The 17257-nt window shown below is 44.6% G+C and carries 16 protein-coding genes and 1 tRNA gene; 10 read left to right on the forward strand and 7 right to left on the reverse strand.

Going from position 1 to position 17257, the window contains the following annotated elements; translation table 11 throughout:
- Positions 1-153: 153 nt before the first annotated feature.
- Together C1N53_RS13355 and C1N53_RS13360 are read right to left on the reverse strand one after the other, a co-directional pair.
- A complete protein-coding gene (locus tag C1N53_RS13355; protein ID WP_115567331.1) occupies positions 154-762 on the reverse strand; it encodes an RNA polymerase sigma factor in 609 nt (202 codons plus the stop codon).
- Entirely contained in the window at positions 753-1793 is a 1041-nt protein-coding gene (locus C1N53_RS13360; RefSeq protein ID WP_168194031.1) for a glycosyltransferase, read from the reverse strand. Before C1N53_RS13360 ends, C1N53_RS13355 begins: the two co-directional genes overlap by 10 nt.
- A gap of 359 nt (positions 1794-2152) precedes the next feature.
- On the opposite strand from C1N53_RS13360, the gene tgt reads away from it, so the two are divergent.
- The 3 genes from tgt to C1N53_RS13375 all read left to right on the forward strand — a co-directional run bounded on the left by tgt (position 2153) and on the right by C1N53_RS13375 (position 5415).
- Positions 2153-3283, forward strand: a complete 1131-nt coding sequence (tgt, locus tag C1N53_RS13365; RefSeq protein ID WP_137759784.1) for a tRNA guanosine(34) transglycosylase Tgt — start codon at positions 2153-2155, stop codon at positions 3281-3283.
- Between the two features lie 120 nt (positions 3284-3403).
- Positions 3404-4480, forward strand: a complete 1077-nt coding sequence (locus tag C1N53_RS13370) for an LptF/LptG family permease (protein WP_137759785.1) — start codon at positions 3404-3406, stop codon at positions 4478-4480.
- Entirely contained in the window at positions 4480-5415 is a 936-nt protein-coding gene (locus tag C1N53_RS13375; RefSeq protein WP_137759786.1) for a DMT family transporter, read from the forward strand. The genes C1N53_RS13370 and C1N53_RS13375 overlap by 1 nt, the downstream gene beginning before the upstream one ends.
- Here the strand turns inward: C1N53_RS13375 and ispE are convergent.
- Positions 5371-6180, reverse strand: coding sequence for a 4-(cytidine 5'-diphospho)-2-C-methyl-D-erythritol kinase (ispE, locus tag C1N53_RS13380; RefSeq protein ID WP_137759787.1), 810 nt, complete (start codon positions 6178-6180; stop codon positions 5371-5373). The two genes, C1N53_RS13375 and ispE, sit on opposite strands and share 45 nt — an antisense overlap.
- 141 nt (positions 6181-6321) lie before the next feature.
- On the opposite strand from ispE, the gene C1N53_RS13385 reads away from it, so the two are divergent.
- Together C1N53_RS13385 and C1N53_RS13390 are read left to right on the forward strand one after the other, a co-directional pair.
- Positions 6322-6939, forward strand: a complete 618-nt coding sequence (locus C1N53_RS13385) for a sugar transferase (RefSeq protein ID WP_137759788.1) — start codon at positions 6322-6324, stop codon at positions 6937-6939.
- 369 nt (positions 6940-7308) lie between these two features.
- The gene (locus C1N53_RS13390) at positions 7309-8406 is read left to right on the forward strand and encodes a DegT/DnrJ/EryC1/StrS aminotransferase family protein (protein ID WP_305790898.1); all 1098 of its coding nucleotides are present in this window, start codon (positions 7309-7311) and stop codon (positions 8404-8406) included.
- 116 nt (positions 8407-8522) lie between these two features.
- On the opposite strand, the gene C1N53_RS13395 is transcribed toward C1N53_RS13390, so the two are convergent.
- The 3 genes from C1N53_RS13395 to atpD form a co-directional block, all read right to left on the reverse strand.
- Positions 8523-9653, reverse strand: coding sequence for a PLP-dependent aspartate aminotransferase family protein (locus C1N53_RS13395; protein WP_137759790.1), 1131 nt, complete (start codon positions 9651-9653; stop codon positions 8523-8525).
- A gap of 151 nt (positions 9654-9804) precedes the next feature.
- Positions 9805-10050: an ATP synthase F1 subunit epsilon gene (gene atpC / locus C1N53_RS13400; protein WP_137759791.1), complete on the reverse strand. Its 246-nt coding sequence runs from the start codon at positions 10048-10050 to the stop codon at positions 9805-9807.
- 75 nt (positions 10051-10125) lie between these two features.
- Positions 10126-11637 (reverse strand): F0F1 ATP synthase subunit beta, encoded by a 1512-nt coding sequence (gene atpD, locus C1N53_RS13405; RefSeq protein WP_137759792.1) that lies wholly within the window; start codon positions 11635-11637, stop codon positions 10126-10128.
- Between the two features lie 334 nt (positions 11638-11971).
- Between atpD and C1N53_RS13410 the strand changes: the two genes are divergently transcribed.
- Positions 11972-14482 carry a DPP IV N-terminal domain-containing protein gene (locus C1N53_RS13410; RefSeq protein ID WP_137761504.1) on the forward strand — a complete coding sequence of 837 codons (2511 nt, stop codon included), beginning with the start codon at positions 11972-11974 and terminating at the stop codon, positions 14480-14482.
- A 134-nt stretch (positions 14483-14616) separates the two neighbouring features.
- The gene (locus C1N53_RS13415; protein WP_137759793.1) at positions 14617-15045 is read left to right on the forward strand and encodes a nuclear transport factor 2 family protein; all 429 of its coding nucleotides are present in this window, start codon (positions 14617-14619) and stop codon (positions 15043-15045) included.
- A gap of 10 nt (positions 15046-15055) precedes the next feature.
- On the opposite strand, the gene C1N53_RS13420 is transcribed toward C1N53_RS13415, so the two are convergent.
- Entirely contained in the window at positions 15056-15280 is a 225-nt protein-coding gene (locus C1N53_RS13420; protein WP_137759794.1) for a hypothetical protein, read from the reverse strand.
- Here C1N53_RS13420 and C1N53_RS22570 point away from each other — a divergent pair.
- From C1N53_RS22570 to C1N53_RS13430, 3 genes are all read left to right on the forward strand, one after another.
- Entirely contained in the window at positions 15279-15446 is a 168-nt protein-coding gene (locus tag C1N53_RS22570; RefSeq protein ID WP_168194032.1) for a hypothetical protein, read from the forward strand. The two genes, C1N53_RS13420 and C1N53_RS22570, sit on opposite strands and share 2 nt — an antisense overlap.
- Before the next feature lie 595 nt (positions 15447-16041).
- Positions 16042-16114, forward strand: a tRNA-Gln gene (locus C1N53_RS13425).
- Between the two features lie 161 nt (positions 16115-16275).
- A complete protein-coding gene (locus C1N53_RS13430) occupies positions 16276-17205 on the forward strand; it encodes a ribose-phosphate pyrophosphokinase (protein WP_137759795.1) in 930 nt (309 codons plus the stop codon).
- Positions 17206-17257: the final 52 nt, after the last annotated feature.

A 17257-nucleotide genomic window follows, 5' to 3' on the forward strand; every position in this document is an offset into this window, starting at 1 on the left:
AAATTAGTAAATAGATAGGTATACCACCAAAAACAAAGCCCAGACTGTTTAACAGCAGTCCGGGCTTTCATTAAGTTGCGGTACTCAATTTAAATTTTCACAGCTAAGTAAAGGCAATCTAATTTAGAAAAAAGTTTGTTTTACAGAGGTGGATTATATTAAGTGCTTCTTATTTTTTACCATGTCATAGAGCAGCTCGCGGGCCCTGTGCAACTGTGCTTTAACAGTTCCAAGCGGCGCATTTAGCTCTGTTGCAATTTCTTCGTAGCTAAGCTCATTAAAATATCGCAGTGTTACCAGGCGCTGGTATTTATCCGGCAGCTTCGCCACCACATACTGCATAATTTCAATTTTCTGATTTTTTATAGCTTCTTCCTGCGGGTTCAGGTTCTTGTCTTTAAAATCAATGGTAATTTCATCACCATTATCGATTTTTATAGCCGAATCGATACTCATCGTCTTAATCCTGTTCTTACGGATAAAGTCGATGCAATTATTGGTGGCAATACGGAAAAGCCAGGTACTGAAAGCGTACTCCGGGTTAAACTTGTGCAGGTTACGGAATGCTTTGGCAAAGGCCTCAATGGTTAAGTCCTCTGCATCGTCGGCATTACGCACCATTTTCAGAACCACGTGATACACCGGCTTTTTATAGATACTCATCAGCTCGGCATACGCTTTCTCATCGTTTTCCTCTACGGCAGCCTGGATGAGCTTAAAGTCATGCTTTGCTTTTGCTGAGAATTGTTTGTTTACTTCCATCTGAACTTTTTATACATTAAAACAGATACCCCAAGTAGCAGGTAGTTGAAAAAGTAGACAATATCTAGTACAGGTAATAGTGGTAAAGATAATTTGTCGCTAAGCCTGCGTGCAGCAAGCATGTATACGATAAAAACCGCCAGATATCTTATTCCTACAATCGCACCCAATATAGGTAAATTACTATGTATTACCAGAAGAAGTATAGCAAGCAGGTAAAAAAATATATTTGACATCACAAATGCCCCTATTCTCCTTCTATCAGCTGCTTTATACTGTCCTCCGACAGACATGTGCCTTCTTTTTTGAATCAACCACTCCCGAAACGTCTTTTTGGGAATACTGGAGGTTTGCCCTTCTTTGTCGATAACAATATTTATTTTGCTATTACTTGCAGCGTCTCTAACAAAAAGATCATCGTCGCCGCCTAATGTCTTGATATGCGATGCAAACCCCTTATTCCTAAAGAAACACGTTTTAGTATAAGATAAGTTTCGGCCGACTCCCATATATGCTCGACCTTTGTTTGCTTGAGACAAATACTGAATTGCGGACAGTAAGGTTTCAAACCTGATAAGATGATTTAAAAATCCTTTTAATTTTATATACGGCGAGTAGCCAAGCACCACATCTACCCCGTCTTTATAACCGCTTAACATCTTCTCAATCCAGTATGAACTGCAGGGGCGGCAATCAGCATCAGTAAACAGCATGTGCTCATATTTTGCTGATCGGATACCCAGGGCCAACGCATACTTTTTCGGATTGAGATAGTCTGGTGTTTTCTTAACTGTTACTACTCTGAAGTTCGGGAATTGACGCTCCAGTTCATAAGTATAGAACTCTGTATCATCTTCAGAACGATCATTTATCAGAATTATTTCAAACTCTGGGTATTCCTGGTCAAGCAGCATCGGGAGCAGCACCACCAGGTTCTCCAGTTCATCATGAGCCGCCACTATTACCGAAACCGGTGGCCTTACATCCGGTTCAGGATCTTTATACTTGGCAAGCGGCAGGAAATAGTACAAAGCATAAAAAAGCTGGATCAATACGCAGAGCCCCAGTAAAGCAAGGAGTATAGTTGGTATCAAAAGAGAAAATTTAATGTGTTAATTACTCAATGTGCTAATGTGCTTATCTTGTTGTAAATTGAATTACCACATGAGCACATTACCTCATTAGCACATTACAAGGTTTAATATTCAAAATTAGCTATTCTACAGCCAATTCCATACATAGGTTCGATTTTATAATTATAGAAGCTTTGTGCGCAGTAGTTTGTATCTTTGCCGATTATTTTAAATTAACCTTGATACCAGCTGCATTTAAAGTAGAGCAGCTTATTTGTGGCGTTATTCTTGCGAGAGTAGCCCCTGAATTTTAAACTATGCAATTTACATTATTAGCCCAAGATAAGCAGTCGAAAGCTCGTGCAGGTGTGGTACAAACCGACCATGGCTCTATAGAAACCCCTATTTTTATGCCAGTTGGTACAGCAGGCACAGTAAAAGCAGTGCACCAGCGCGAATTAAAAGAAGATATAAAAGCCGAGATCATTCTTGGCAATACCTATCACCTGTACCTGCGCCCGGGGCTGGAGGTGCTTGAGAATGCCGGCGGGCTGCATAAGTTTAATGGCTGGGACCGACCTATCCTGACCGACAGTGGCGGATACCAAGTTTTCTCGCTGGCAGGGACTCGCAAAATAAAAGAAGAAGGCGTAAGGTTTAAGTCGCACATCGATGGCTCTACCCTCAACTTTACCCCCGAAAATGTAATGGATACACAGCGCACCATCGGCGCTGACATTATCATGGCCTTTGATGAGTGTACTCCCTACCCTTGCGACTACACTTATGCTAAAAACTCTATGGAGCGCACGCACCGCTGGCTACAACGCTGTATAGATCGCTTTGACAGCACCGAGCCTAAGTATGGCTATAACCAGACGCTGTTCCCGATTGTGCAGGGTAGCACCTACAAAGACCTGCGCGTAAAATCGGCAGAGACAATTGCAAGCTTCGGTCGTGAAGGAAATGCCATAGGTGGCTTATCGGTAGGTGAGCCTGCCGAAATGATGTATGAGATGACAGAACTGGTATGCGATATATTACCTGCCGATAAGCCCCGTTACCTGATGGGTGTGGGTACGCCTGCCAACATCTTAGAAAACATTGCGCTGGGTGTGGACATGTTTGATTGCGTATTGCCTACCCGCAATGCCCGCAATGGGATGTTGTTTACAACGCAGGGTATTGTGAATATCCGCAATCAGAAATGGGCAAACGATCATTCTCCTATCGATGCTGAACTAGGAGGCTATGTAAGTACGTTCTATAGCAAGGCTTACCTGCGCCACCTGGTACACAGTACCGAGATGCTGGGAGCCCAGATTTCCAGCGTGCACAACCTTACTTTTTACCTGTGGCTGGTAAAACAGGCAAGAGAGCAAATTATAAACGGAACTTTCCGCGACTGGAAAGACATAATGGTAAAGAAACTAATGACGAGGCTCTAGCGAGCCAGTTAAAAGTTAAGAGTTAAAAGTTTAATGGGAAATTGCAATCAGACAAGTCCTGTTGTAGGAAATACTTTTACACTCTTAACTCATAACTTTTAACTCTTAATTTAACGAAGTTTGAAGCTGCTCGATAAATATATTTTAAAGAAGTTCCTCACCACCTTCGTGTTTGTGGTGCTGATACTGGTGTCGGTTATCTGTGTGATCGACTTTACAGAGAAGAACGACGACTTTATCAAGAACAATGTGCCTTATAATGAGATCATTTTTGATTACTATATCAACCTGATCCCATACTATGCCAATATCTTAAGCCCGATTACCGTATTTATTGCTACCGTTTTTGTAACCGCCAAACTGGCTTCACACACAGAAATTGTAGCCATTCTGAGCAGCGGTGTGAGTTTCAGGAGAATGCTGGTACCTTATGTAATAGGTGCTTCTATCATTGGAGCGGCTATATTCGGCTTAATTGGCTGGATCATACCAAATGCCAATAAAGAAAGTGTTGCTTTTCAGGTGAAGTATACCAAAGGGCCTTACTTTTTTGATGGCCGCAATATTCATATGAAGGTTGCTCCGAATACCTATGTGTATATGGAGAGCTATAACAACAATGCCCATATAGGCTATAATTTCGCACTCGAAAACATATCCGGCACTAATCTCCGGACAAAGCTTTCCAGCCCCAGCGTTACCTGGATGCCGGATAAAGAGAAATGGCATGTGAGCAGCTATACCTTGCGCACGTTTGATGGAGAGAAGGAAACCATCTACAAAGGAACCACGTTGGACACAACCCTGAACATGCACCCAAAGGATTTTGAAAGCACCTATAAACTGGAGCAGACATTAACGCTGCCCGAACTGAATGCTTTTATAGCTGAGAAAAAAGAACGTGGTGCTGATGACATCGAAACATACCTGATAGAAAAATACGAGCGTTTCAGCTATCCTTTTGCCATCATTATTCTAACCGTGATCGGTGTAATTGTGAGTGCCCGTAAAGCAAGAGGAGGAGTTGGACTGCAAATCGCGCTAGGGTTCTTTCTGGCTTTCGTATTCATAATTTTTGTAATTACCAGCCGCAGCTTCGCACAGGTTGGCGACATAGCACCTCAATATGCAGCCTGGATTCCCACTGTTATTTTTACAGGAATCGGCTTCGTTCTCTACCGTTATATACCGCGTTAATGCCACGTCTGAAAGATTACTTCGAACTGCATTTTATCATATTCCTCTGGGGATTTACAGCCATACTAGGCAAGCTCATCAGCATACCAGCTGTTGAGCTTGTTTTTTTGCGTACCATGATCACAGCAATAGCATTAGGTGTTATCATTTACAGGCGAAAAACTGTTTTTTGGCTGGGTACTGGCAACGTGCTTAAAATACTGGGAGTCGGCTTTATGATAGCGGCACACTGGATTCTGTTCTTTGCTTCGGCCAGGGTTTCATCGGTCTCTATCTGCCTGGCGGGCATGGCCACCTGCAGCCTCTGGACAGCCATTCTGGAGCCCATCTTTACCAGGAAAAAAATCAAACCCCATGAGATTCTGCTTGCCCTGCTCATCATGATTGGCTTGTACATTATTTTCCAGTTTGAGTTTGATCATGCCCTGGGTATTCTAATGGCGGTAGGCTCTGCTTTCCTGGCTTCTGTATTCACCATCATTAATGCCAAACTGGCAAAGGTGCATGCCTCCACCACCATTACCTGCTACGAAATGGCAGGTGCCTGTATAGCCACAGGCTTGTTTTTCCCGCTTTACGCACACCTTTTTGCCGAAGGCGGCACATTAAATTTTGGCCTGAGTACGATGGACTGGGTATACCTGCTGGTGCTGGCACTGGTTTGCACCGTGTATGCCTATACAGCGGCTGTTCGCCTGATGCAACGGATTACGGCATACGCCATGAACCTTACTGTAAACCTGGAGCCTGTGTATGGCATTGTACTCGCCTGGTTTATTTTTAAGGAAAACGAACAAATGTCTGCCGGATTCTACTATGGCACCGGCGTTATCCTACTCAGTGTGTTTATTTACCCTATCCTGGATGCGCAGGCAGAGCGGCGTAGAAAGTTAAAGGAGTCCTTTCCAGAGGAGGTAGTGGTCGGGGAAAAGTAAGTTCTCCGGCACGTTTCCTTTAAACAGACCAAACAAAGCAGAGCCAGAGCCTGTCATAGAGGCATATACTGCTCCCGCAGCATACAACTGCTCCTTAAGATGCGCAAGCTCCGGGTATTTTGGGAAAAGCGCTTCCTCGAAATCGTTCTTTACGCTATCTTTCCAGCTTTCGATCGGTTGCTGCAACAGTTCTTTTAGAGAATTTTTGGGCTGCTTTGGCACCACATTACCATAGGCTTCTGCAGTGGTAATATGTAGACCAGGGTAAATAACCAGGCAGCTGTACCCACTCAAATCGAGTTGCAGCTCGTTAAATACATCGCCCCGCTCTATCGCCAGCACAGGCTGGTTTCTCACAAAAAAAGCACAATCGCTGCCAAGTCGGCGGGCATAATCCTGTAGTTCTTCAACTTTAAGGTTCAGGCTAAACAGCTTGTCCAACTGCTTTAACGTAAAGGCTGCATCCGAAGACCCTCCTCCAAGGCCTGCACCCATTGGTATAATTTTGTGCAGGTGTATGTGCACGGCAGGCAGGTTATATTTTTCCTGAAGCAGCTTATATGCTTTTAGGCAAAGGTTTGTATCGGGATTGCCGGGCACAGGTAAGCCACTCATAGAAAACTGCTCTTCTTCGGCTGGTAATATCTCCAGCGCGTCACACCATTTCACAGGGTAAAAGCACGATTCCAGGTTATGAAAACCGTCGGCACGTTTCTCTGTAATAAACAAACCAATATTTAATTTTGCATTCGGGAAATCGAGCATAGCAGCATTATTGTTTATGTTGCAAAGTAAATAAGAAGGCAGTAGTATCCATGCATCACGTGCAAGACTTTTGTAGAGGATGAATTATGGTACCCAGCCTTCTGTTGTAAAGCAAGCTGTTAAATTAAACACCCCATACGTATGTATGTAAAATTTGTCAAACGATTGCTGGATATAATAGTAGCTGCGGTTATGTTGGTACTGTGCCTGCCTTTGCTGGCAGGTGTGGCAATCTGTTTAGGCATAGCAAACAGAGGTGCTATCCTTTTCAGGCAGCAACGCCCCGGCAGGCTTGGAAAGCCTTTCTACATCTATAAGTTTAAAACCATGACTGATGCCTGCAACGCTCTGGGAGAACTTAAACCAGACGGGGAAAGGCTTACACCTATCGGCAAGTGGATACGAAAAACCTCGCTGGACGAGTTGCCGCAGCTGTACAATGTGCTATGCGGAGATGTAAGCTTAGTCGGGCCACGACCGCTCCTAATGGAGTACCTGCCTCTTTATTCTGCCGATCAGGCAAGGCGGCATGAGGTGAGGCCCGGTATAACGGGTTGGGCACAGGTTAACGGCCGAAACGCTATTTCCTGGGAAGAAAAATTTATACTCGATTTGTGGTACGTGGAACATATTTCTTTTAAAACCGATACGCTTATACTTTTTAAAAGCATAAAACAGGTATGGCATGGCAGAGGTGTAAACCTGGAAGGCCATGCCACCACCAGTAAGTTTAAAGGAACTCAGCCGCTAAGAGATTGAAATCCCGTTTGCCTTTCTAAAATAAGCTGTTTACCTATAAACCTCATTAAACAACTTTACATTAAGAAAAGAGGTGAAGCAAGCTCTGATTAATTTTAAACCGCATTGGGAAATTAACACATAATTAGTTAGGTTGTCGCTTTAGAGCCTGTAACCAGGTTTCCTTAGCTCTTAAAGCCTTCGGGAAAACTTGAAAATAGAAAGAGGCGTATTGTGAGGTGCCGATGTGATGGTAAATGTAACAGCATTGGCCTATACCTAACATACTACCATAAACAGCACCCGAAACGAAGCGCCTCAGGTGCTCCTTCAAAACATAACAGACACATGCATTATAAGCCTGGCCGAATTTTCTTATCAGCTCCTCACATGGGCGGACACGAAAAGAACTATGTGCAAAAAGCACTTGAAGACAATTGGGTTTCAACTGCCGGACCAAATCTGGCTGGATTTGAGCACGACATCTGCCAGCACACAAATGCCCGCCATGCTGTAGTATTAAGTTCTGCGACAGCAGCTATACACTTAGCATTACGCTTATTAGGCGTACAACCTGGTCATAAAGTTATTTGCTCTACCTTTACATTTGTAGCAGCGGCCAACCCTATATTATACATGGGTGCAACGCCTGTTTTTGTAGAGAGTGAGGCTAATTCCTGGAACATGTGCCCGGATACCTTGCGCGAAGCGATAGAGGATTGCATGAAATCCGGTGAAAAACCTGCCTGTATTATTTTGGTGCACCTTTACGGAATGCCTGCCAAGCTAAAAAAAATAGTAGCTATTGCCGAAGAGTATGACATTCCGATTATCGAGGACGCTGCTGAGGCTTTAGGCTCCCGTTACAGTGGCCACCAGGTTGGCACCTTCGGGCGCATTGGCATTTTTTCCTTTAATGGAAACAAGATCATTACGACTTCAGGCGGAGGAGCTTTGGTAACGCCCGACGAAGAAACAGCTAATCAGGCTCGCTTCCTGGCAAATCAGGCCAAAGAAGATGCTCCGCATTACCAGCACTCTCAACTAGGGTATAACTACCGCTTAAGCAACGTGAGTGCCGGAATCGGACGCGGCCAGATTGAGGTACTGGAAAAACGTGTACAGCAGCGCAGAGAAATATACAACTACTACAAGGCAAACCTGGAAAGCTTCGGGTTAGAGTTTTTGCCTGAACCTAAGAACTGCTTTTCTAACCGTTGGCTCACAACTGTACTGCTTCATCCTGAAACAGGAAAGACACCTGAAAACCTTAGGCTGGAGTTGGAGGAGCATAACATTGAGTCTAGGCCGCTGTGTAAGCCTATGCACTTGCAACCACTTTATCAACAAGCTGCCTACTACGGCGACAACCTGAGTGGAAAGCTATTTGAAAGAGGGCTTTGCCTTCCTTCCAGCAGCAGTTTAACCGAAGAAGAACTGGCCAAAGTAGTGCAGGTGCTGAAGAAAGTGTTGCCTGAAGTATATTAAGTACCGGCATATTTAAAGAGCCATTAGCTGTATTAACTACCCCTAATGGCTCTTTAAACAGCATTTCTAAAGCTCTGTCAGGAATTCAGGCTTAGGTCCCCACGGTGACCATCGTTTCAGATTTTATCCAGCGCCTGTTTCAGGTCAGCAATCAGTGTTTCCGGCTCTTCAATTCCTACCGACAAACGTATTACACCCAGCGTGATACCTAATCTCTGCTGCTTTTCGGGTGTTAGGGAACGGTGAGAGGTGCGCAAAGGCGAAGAGATAGAAGTACTAACTCCCGCCAGAGATGGCGCAAACGGGATATGCTCCAGCGATTGCATAAAGTGATTCACGTCTTCTAATGTATCGCTGATTCTGAAAGAAAGCATTCCACCGAATAAGCCGCGCCCCTGCTTGCTGGCCACCTGATGTTGCGGGTGCTCCGGCAGGCCCGGATACCACACCTGACTTACCTTCGGATGCTGCTGCAGAAATCTGGCTATGGTTAAGGCGTTGCTGCTGTGTTGCCGCATACGCAGGTGCAATGTCTTCAGCCCCCTGGCTGCCAGCCAACTTTCGAAAGGGCTCAGGTTTAAACCGTATACCATCACAATTTGCTTTGCCCGCAGATAAGCTGCCTCTTCTTTACCAATCACCACACCAGCTGTTACATCACTATGCCCGGAAAGATACTTTGTGACACTATGGATTACTATATCAGCTCCTAACTCCAGCGGCTTAACTACTGCCGGAGTAGCAAAGGTATTGTCAACTAAAAGTTTTATATGAACCCGCTTTGTCTCTTGCGCCAACTGTTCAATGTCCATTACCTGGAGCAGAGGGTTACTCATGGTTTCGGCAAGCAACATCTTCGTTTCCGGCTTCACATAGGCATCCAGCGCATACAGCTCTTCGTTGGGCACAAAAGAAACGGAGATACCTAAACGTGAAAGCTCCTGTAAAATAAGGGCAGATGATCCTCCGTAAATTTCTTCGGCGCAAAGCAGATGATCGCCTGCCTGGCAATAGGCCAGTATTCCGGCAAGTATAGCCGACATACCCGAAGATGTTACAATTGCTCCTGCCCCACCTTCCAGTTTATTAATCTCTTCTGCCAGTTCATCTGAATTAGGATTACCATGCCGGGTATACATATAATGTTGCCCTGGCTCCTCAAAGTAAAGCTCCAGCTCGTTCAGATCTTCAAAAGTAAAAACAGATGTTTGGTATATGGGAGTGGTTTTTGGCTTGATGATAGACATATCTGTTTAAAATAGATTAGCTAAATATAAGAAGGAAATTGAAAGGAGGAGCGGCACACGGCACAAATTCTTTGGCAAGCTCTGAAAACAGCAGCGCCTTCTGCTCTATCAGAACAGAAGGCGCTGCTGTTTTTTATGTTAGATGGTACTCTTACTCAACTACAGATTCAGCAAGTACAATAATTTTATTGTTCAGCACTTCCACCACACCACCATCTACAGTAAAGAATTCTTGCCCTTGTTTGGTTGTGATACGAAGCCTGCCTCTCTCCAATGTACTTACAAGTGGAGCATGCGAGTTTAAAACCTCGAAAGACCCATTTGTGCCAGGAAACTGAGCAGCTTCCACTTCACCGGCAAATACCTTTTTATCAGGTGTGATTATTTCTAAATACATTTCTTTGAGTTCTGAGTTCTGAGTCACGAGTTAGAGTCATAAAACTCAGAACTCGGGACTCAGAACTAATTAAAACTATCTTGCTTCGGCAAGCATTTTCTCACCTTTGGCTACTGCATCCTCGATAGTACCTACCAGGTTGAAAGAAGCTTCAGGAAGGTGGTCATGCTTACCGTCCATGATCTCGTTAAAGCCTCTGATGGTGTCTTTGATATCAACCAACACACCTTTAAGGCCTGTAAATTGCTCTGCTACGTGGAACGGCTGAGACAGGAAGCGCTGTACACGACGTGCTCTGTGTACTACCAGCTTGTCTTCGTCAGAAAGTTCATCCATACCTAGGATAGCAATGATATCCTGAAGCTCTTTGTAGCGCTGCAGAATTTCTTTTACACGCTGTGCTGTATTATAATGCTCTGCACCTACAATGTCGGCAGTAAGGATTCTGGATGTAGAATCCAGCGGGTCCACTGCAGGGTAGATACCCAGCTCAGAGATTTTACGGGAAAGTACCGTTGTTGCATCCAAGTGAGCAAAGGTTGTTGCTGGAGCAGGGTCAGTTAAGTCGTCGGCAGGTACGTAAACAGCCTGTACCGAAGTAATAGAGCCACGTTTTGTAGACGTAATACGCTCCTGCATGGCACCCATTTCAGTTGCCAGTGTTGGCTGGTAACCTACCGCAGATGGCATACGGCCAAGTAGAGCCGATACCTCAGAGCCCGCCTGCGTGAAACGGAAGATGTTGTCTACGAAGAACAGGATATCGCGACCAGCACCACTCTCACCTGGCTCACCGTCACGGAAATATTCCGCCATGGTAAGACCAGAAAGCGCTACACGGGCACGTGCCCCTGGCGGCTCGTTCATCTGGCCAAACACGAATGTTGCTTTAGATTCAGCCAGTGCAGCAGTATCCACTTTAGAAAGATCCCATCCGCCGTGCTCAAGCGACTCTAAGAACTCTTCGCCGTAACGTACAATTCCGGACTCGATCATCTCACGAAGCAGGTCGTTTCCTTCACGGGTACGCTCACCTACACCGGCAAATACAGAAAGACCACCGTGTGCTTTCGCAATGTTGTTGATCAGCTCCTGGATAAGTACTGTTTTACCTACTCCGGCACCACCGAACAAACCGATTTTACCACCTTTTGCATAAGGCTCGATAAGATCGATTACTTTGATACCTGTATAAAGAACTTCAGAAGAAGTTGCAAGGTCTTCGAAACGTGGCGAAGGTCTGTGGATTGGCAAACCACCAGTGCTCACAGGCTGTGCAATACCGTCTATAGCCTCCCCAATTACATTGAAAAGACGTCCTTTAATGCCTTCGCCTGTCGGCATTTTAATTGGAGCACCAAGATCAAGTACTTCCACACCACGGCTTAAACCTTCTGTAGAGTCCATCGCGATGGTACGTACACGGTCTTCACCAAGGTGCTGCTGACATTCCAGAACGATTACCTGGCCATTGTCTTTCGTTACTTGCAGGGCATCCAAAATATTTGGTAGCTTACTATTTTCACCCACAAAGCTAACGTCCACAACCGGACCAATAACCTGGGTAATTCTGCCAATATTCGCCATTTGACTTTATATATTGATTAACTATTGTAATGGAGTTATTTCAGGGTGCAAAACTAATGCATAAATCTGGTAATTCCACATAAGACATTAAAAAGTTTTAACTTACTCATTGCCATATAGTAAGACCTTTATCTAAAGGTCTTACAGCAATTTTTTTTCAGGCCAGTAGCTCTTCCTTCTTTAAACTTCCAAATCAAAGTTTAGTCTAAACCGCAGTGCTAAATTTTTCAGCCGGGGCGCTTGCCTGCCAGCGCACTGGTTTACTTACCTTGCATGCTATAAATGTCTTTATTTTTCTTGTAACATTATAAATTATGCTGAATTAACTTTTATGATGCGAAAACTTTATCTAACCCTTTTAGCCACCTTAACCTGCCTTAGTGTGTGGGCGCAGCCAACTGCCTCTGCCCCGGCCAAAGGCAATTACCAGTTAGCTTCCCGCTTCTCACCTAAAAAGCTGCAAAAGCTTATTTTCACTACAAACCTCGATCCGCACTGGCTCAGGAACTCCGACCGCTTCTGGTATGAGTATGAGACGTCTAATGGCAAAAACTGGTATATAGTAGATCCGGCTACTAAATCTAAAAAGTTGCTGTTTAACACCGATAAACTTGCATCTGCTGTTACCATGATTGTACAGGACCCTTTCGATGCCCAGCACTTCCCTATCGAAAACCTGAAGTTCTCTGACGATGAAAAAAGCATCCAGTTTGAAATTAAAAGCACGATAGACGAGGTAAAAAAAGACAGGCCCAACAAAACTGCTCCGGATTCACTACAAAAGAAAACTTTCTTTTTCCGGTATAACCTGCAAACAGAGCAACTGGAAGAACTGAAAGATTATGAGAAACCAAAGGCTAAACCACGATGGGCCTCTGTTTCTCCGGATCAGTCGATGGTAGTCTTTGCCCGTAACTTTAACCTATACTGGATGGATAAGGCCAACTACGAAAAGGCCCTTAAAAATGACAAGGACACAACTATCGTAGAGCATCAGTTAACCAAAGATGGTGTTGAGTTTTACAGCTACGGCGACTCCAGGGGAGAAACTAACGTGGAGCGCGAGAAAAACAAAAAAGACCGCAAGCCAGCGCAAATACTCTGGTCGCCTGATTCGAAGCATTTTGCCATGATCCGAACAGATGAGCGACAGGTAAAAGACCTTTGGGTAATACACCATACGGCACAAGGCCGACCAGCTCTTGAAACATACAAGTACCACATGCCGGGCGAAAAAGAAGCACCTAAGCGTGAAATGCTGGTATTTGATGTAGCAGCTAAAACTTCAGCCAAAATAAATGCAGCAGCTTTTAAAGACCAGGAGCTATCTATATGGCCTGCTCCGGCCTTGCAAAAAAACCGTGACGATGAGCACAGGCCATTTTTGTGGCACGGCAACAACAGCAAATTTTACTTTACCCGCACCAGCCGCGACCTGAAGAAAATTGATATTTGCCAATACGACCTGGCAAGCGGTACTGTAACGCCTGTAATTAACGAACGCTTTAACACCTATGTGGAGGTAACGCGCGTTGGCTTGGTGAACGATGGCCGGGAACTGGTACATTGGTCGGAGCGCGATGGCTGGGGGCACTTTTATTTATACGATGCTGCCGGAAAGCTAAAAAACAGAATTACCTCCGGTTCCTTTCACTGTGAAGAGATTGTAGGTATTGATGAGAAAAACCGTGTGCTATACTTTACAGCTAATGGCCGCGAAAACGGAGAAGACCCTTACCTGATGCACCTCTACAGTGTAAAACTGGATGGAACGGGCCTCACCTTGCTTAACAAAGGCAACTTTGATAACAATGTGAGCATGAACGACGCAAACACATTCTTTATAAATACAGCTTCGAGAGTAAACACAGTTCCGGTCTCTGCCTTATATAACAGCAAAGGCCGTAAGCTGATGGACCTGGAAAAGGCCGACCTTTCACGCCTGATGACAACGGGATATAAATTCCCGGAACCGTTCCAGGTGAAAGCTGATGACGGCGTAACTGACATTTACGGGGTAATGTACAAGCCATTCGATTTCGACTCCACCAAAACCTACCCTGTTATTGCCTATGTTTACCCAGGTCCGCAAACGGAGGCGGTCAACAAATCTTTTGGCAGAAGCATGGACCGCATAGACCGCCTGGCTCAGCTTGGCTTTGTTGTTATTACAGTGGGTAACCGTGGCGGCCACCCTGCCCGCTCCAAATGGTACCACACCTACGGCTACGGCAACCTGCGCGATTATGGCCTGGCCGACAAAAAAGCGGCCATTGAACAACTTGCTGACCGCTACCGCTACATCGACATTAACCGTGTAGGTATAACAGGGCATTCGGGAGGTGGCTTTATGTCTACTGCCGCCATGCTGGTATACCCTGACTTCTTTAAAGTAGCTGTATCCGGAGCCGGCAACCACGAAAACAACATCTACAACCGCTGGTGGAGCGAGAAGCATCATGGTGTAAAAGAAATAATTTCTCCGAAAGGAGATACCACTTTTCAGTATGCCATCGATAAGAACCCCGATCTGGCGAAGAACCTGAAAGGGCACTTACTGCTTGTTACCGGCGATGTAGACAATAATGTGCATCCTGCCAATACTATTCGGATGGCGAACGCACTTATAAAGGCCAATAAGCGCTTTGACTTTATGCTGATGCCAGGGCAACGGCATGCCTTTGGCGACATGACAGAGTATTTCTTCTGGCTGATGGGCGATTATTTTACAAAACACCTGCTAGGCGATTATTCCCAAACAGTGGATATTGCTGAAATCAACAGGGAAACAGAGAACACAGGAATCTCTAAAAGCAGGATTTCTGCAAGGCCTGAAGAGGAATAGAAATAGCTTCAGGTAAACAAAAGAGGGTTGAAACTGCATTCTATCAGTTTCAACCCTCTTTTGTTTGATGTATTAATTTGTATAAATTAGTTCTTTACACCCTTTTCTTTAACCAGGATTAGTCCGGTACATCTATGAAACAGAACTTATCCCTTCTTCTGCTCTTCCTTTGCATAACTCTTGCCGCTACTGCTCAAAGCAGAGAAGAAAAAGAAGTGGCAAGCGCTGTAGAAAAGTTAAGAACAGCCATGGTAGATGCAAATAAACAGCAGCTTGAAAATATGGCGGCCGCAGAACTTAGCTACGGGCACTCCAGTGGCACAATAAAAGACAAGGCAGCCTTTGTAGAATCGATAGTAAGCGGAAAATCTGATTTCGTAACGCTCGAACTGTCTAATCAAACTATAAAAGTTGTGGGCAGTACTGCCATTGTACGACACCAACTAGATGCGCAGACAAACGACGGCGGCATCCCCGGCAACGTTAAGATAGGTGTTATGCTCATCTGGCAAAAACAAAATAACTCCTGGAAGTTGCTTGCCAGGCAGGCATATAAAATTTAGTGTTGAACAATCAGAGGTTCTTCAGCATCTCGATCTGGTCGTCGTTTAGCAAAATATACCTGTTGTTAAAGGGGTTCGCGTAAAATTTCTCCGCTATCACATACTCTCCTGTGGTCAGCTTATGTATGTTATAGCTAAACAGGCTGTTAGAACGCTCAATGACAAGTTCTGTATTACTTAAATCGAGTTGTCGGCCGCATGTAGTGGTAATAATTTCGGAATGCGTAGTCATCATGGCTAAAAGAGATTTTATAAAAGCAGATTTCTTTACGCATAACGGTTCAAGATGTGACAGCAAAGCAGCAGAAAATCAGCTATTTTTTTCATATAAATTAGGTATAAAGGTGCCTGCATCTTTATGTAAGCCCCCAGATGTCGCTCTTTTTATGCTTAAGACATAAAAAGAGCATTTGAGCTGTACACTTAGCCCGTAATTTCCTACTACTCTAATCCCTTTATTATAATACTACCATGTAGAGCTTTCGCCTATTCCTTAAATTTAGCATAGGAGAACAACTGCAGCTACAGGCTGCTTTAGAAGAACCGATATCTGAAAAACTAATTCAGTCGGCTTACGATGTGGCAACCGGAGGTTTATATATTGCACTGCTGAAATCTGCCATACCAAGAGAGCTTAAGCTCGATATTGAGACCGCTAAAAATTTCGGAAAAGACGCATCCTTATTCAAAAACAGTCAGAGCCGGGCTGTAGTTTCAGTTAGTCCAGAACAACAGGCGGCTTTTGGGCAAAAGCTTCAAAATAAGCAAGTGAAATTCACTCCGTTAGATACTTCTACAGGCCATAACTGCTAGATAGACGGCACGCTTTCCCATGGCTAAAAGTTGCCAAAAAGCACTATGACAAGGCGCTGGAGCAGATTTTAGATTAAAATATTTAAAAAATTTTGCAGGAAAAGTTTGCGGATTAAAATCGCCTGCCTATCTTTGCATCATCAAACGACAAAGGGGTAACAAACTCCAAAGTTTAGTAGAGATTGTCCGATGGTGTAACTGGCAACACGTCTGATTTTGGTTCAGAAGAGTCCAGGTTCGAAACCTGGTCGGACAACTTAAAAGGGATAACACAGCTACTTTGTGTTATCCCTTTTTGCTTTTTGTGGCTTTTATAACTTTCTAAAATATAGATAGATAAGGAGTGGCAAATCGCTATTTTTTGGTAGCTTTGCAGGCATAGCAAACTAAACTTACCATTTCCCTTTTAGCAACACTATGCCACACGTTAAGATTTTCTCCGGCTCCGCATCCCGTTACCTGGCCGAAAAGATTGCAAATGCTTATGGTCAGCCACTTGGCGATGCTACCCTGCAGCACTTTAGCGACGGAGAAATAGCACCCCATTTAAATGAATCTGTTCGCGGCGCAGAAGTATTTATTGTTCAATCTACTTTTCCACCGGCTGATAACCTGCTGGAGCTCATGCTGATGGTAGATGCAGCAAAGCGTGCCTCCGCTCACAAAGTTATTGTCGTGATGCCTTACTATGGCCTTGCCCGCCAAGATCGTAAAGACAAACCTCGTGTATCGATAGGTGCAAAAGTAGTGGCTAATGCTATACAATCTGTCGGCGCTGACCGTTTAATGACCTGCGACCTGCATGCAGGCCAGATACAGGGCTTTTTTGACATACCTGTAGATCACCTGGATGGCTCTGCTATTTTTGTGCCTTACCTGCGCAGCCTGAACCTGGGCAGCAACCTGATCTTTGCATCGCCAGACGTGGGTGGTGTGGTTAGAACAAGGGCCTTTGCCAAAAATTTTGGAGCTGAGATGGTCGTGTGCGACAAGCATCGTAAACGAGCCAACGAAATAGCCTCTATGCAGGTAATCGGTGATGTAGAGGGAATGGATGTGGTATTGGTAGACGACATGGTAGATACGGCAGGCACAATCACTAAGGCTGCGGAGCTACTGAAAGAGAAAGGAGCCAAATCTGTTAGAGCTATTGCAACACACCCTGTTCTTTCAGGACCGGCTTATGAGCGCATCGAGAATTCAGTGCTGGAAGAACTGGTTGTTTCAGACACTATACCACTTAAGCAGGAGTGCTCGAAAATCAAAGTTCTTTCCTTCTCTGAGTTATTTGCCCGTGCTATTAATAACGTAGTGACAAACGAGTCAATCAGTTCCCTGTTTATATAAATAATTACAAGTTACTAATTACCAATACAAAAAATTCTTTACCTTTGCACCC

This window comes from Pontibacter sp. SGAir0037, assembly GCF_005491705.1.
Lineage (GTDB): Bacteria > Bacteroidota > Bacteroidia > Cytophagales > Hymenobacteraceae > Pontibacter.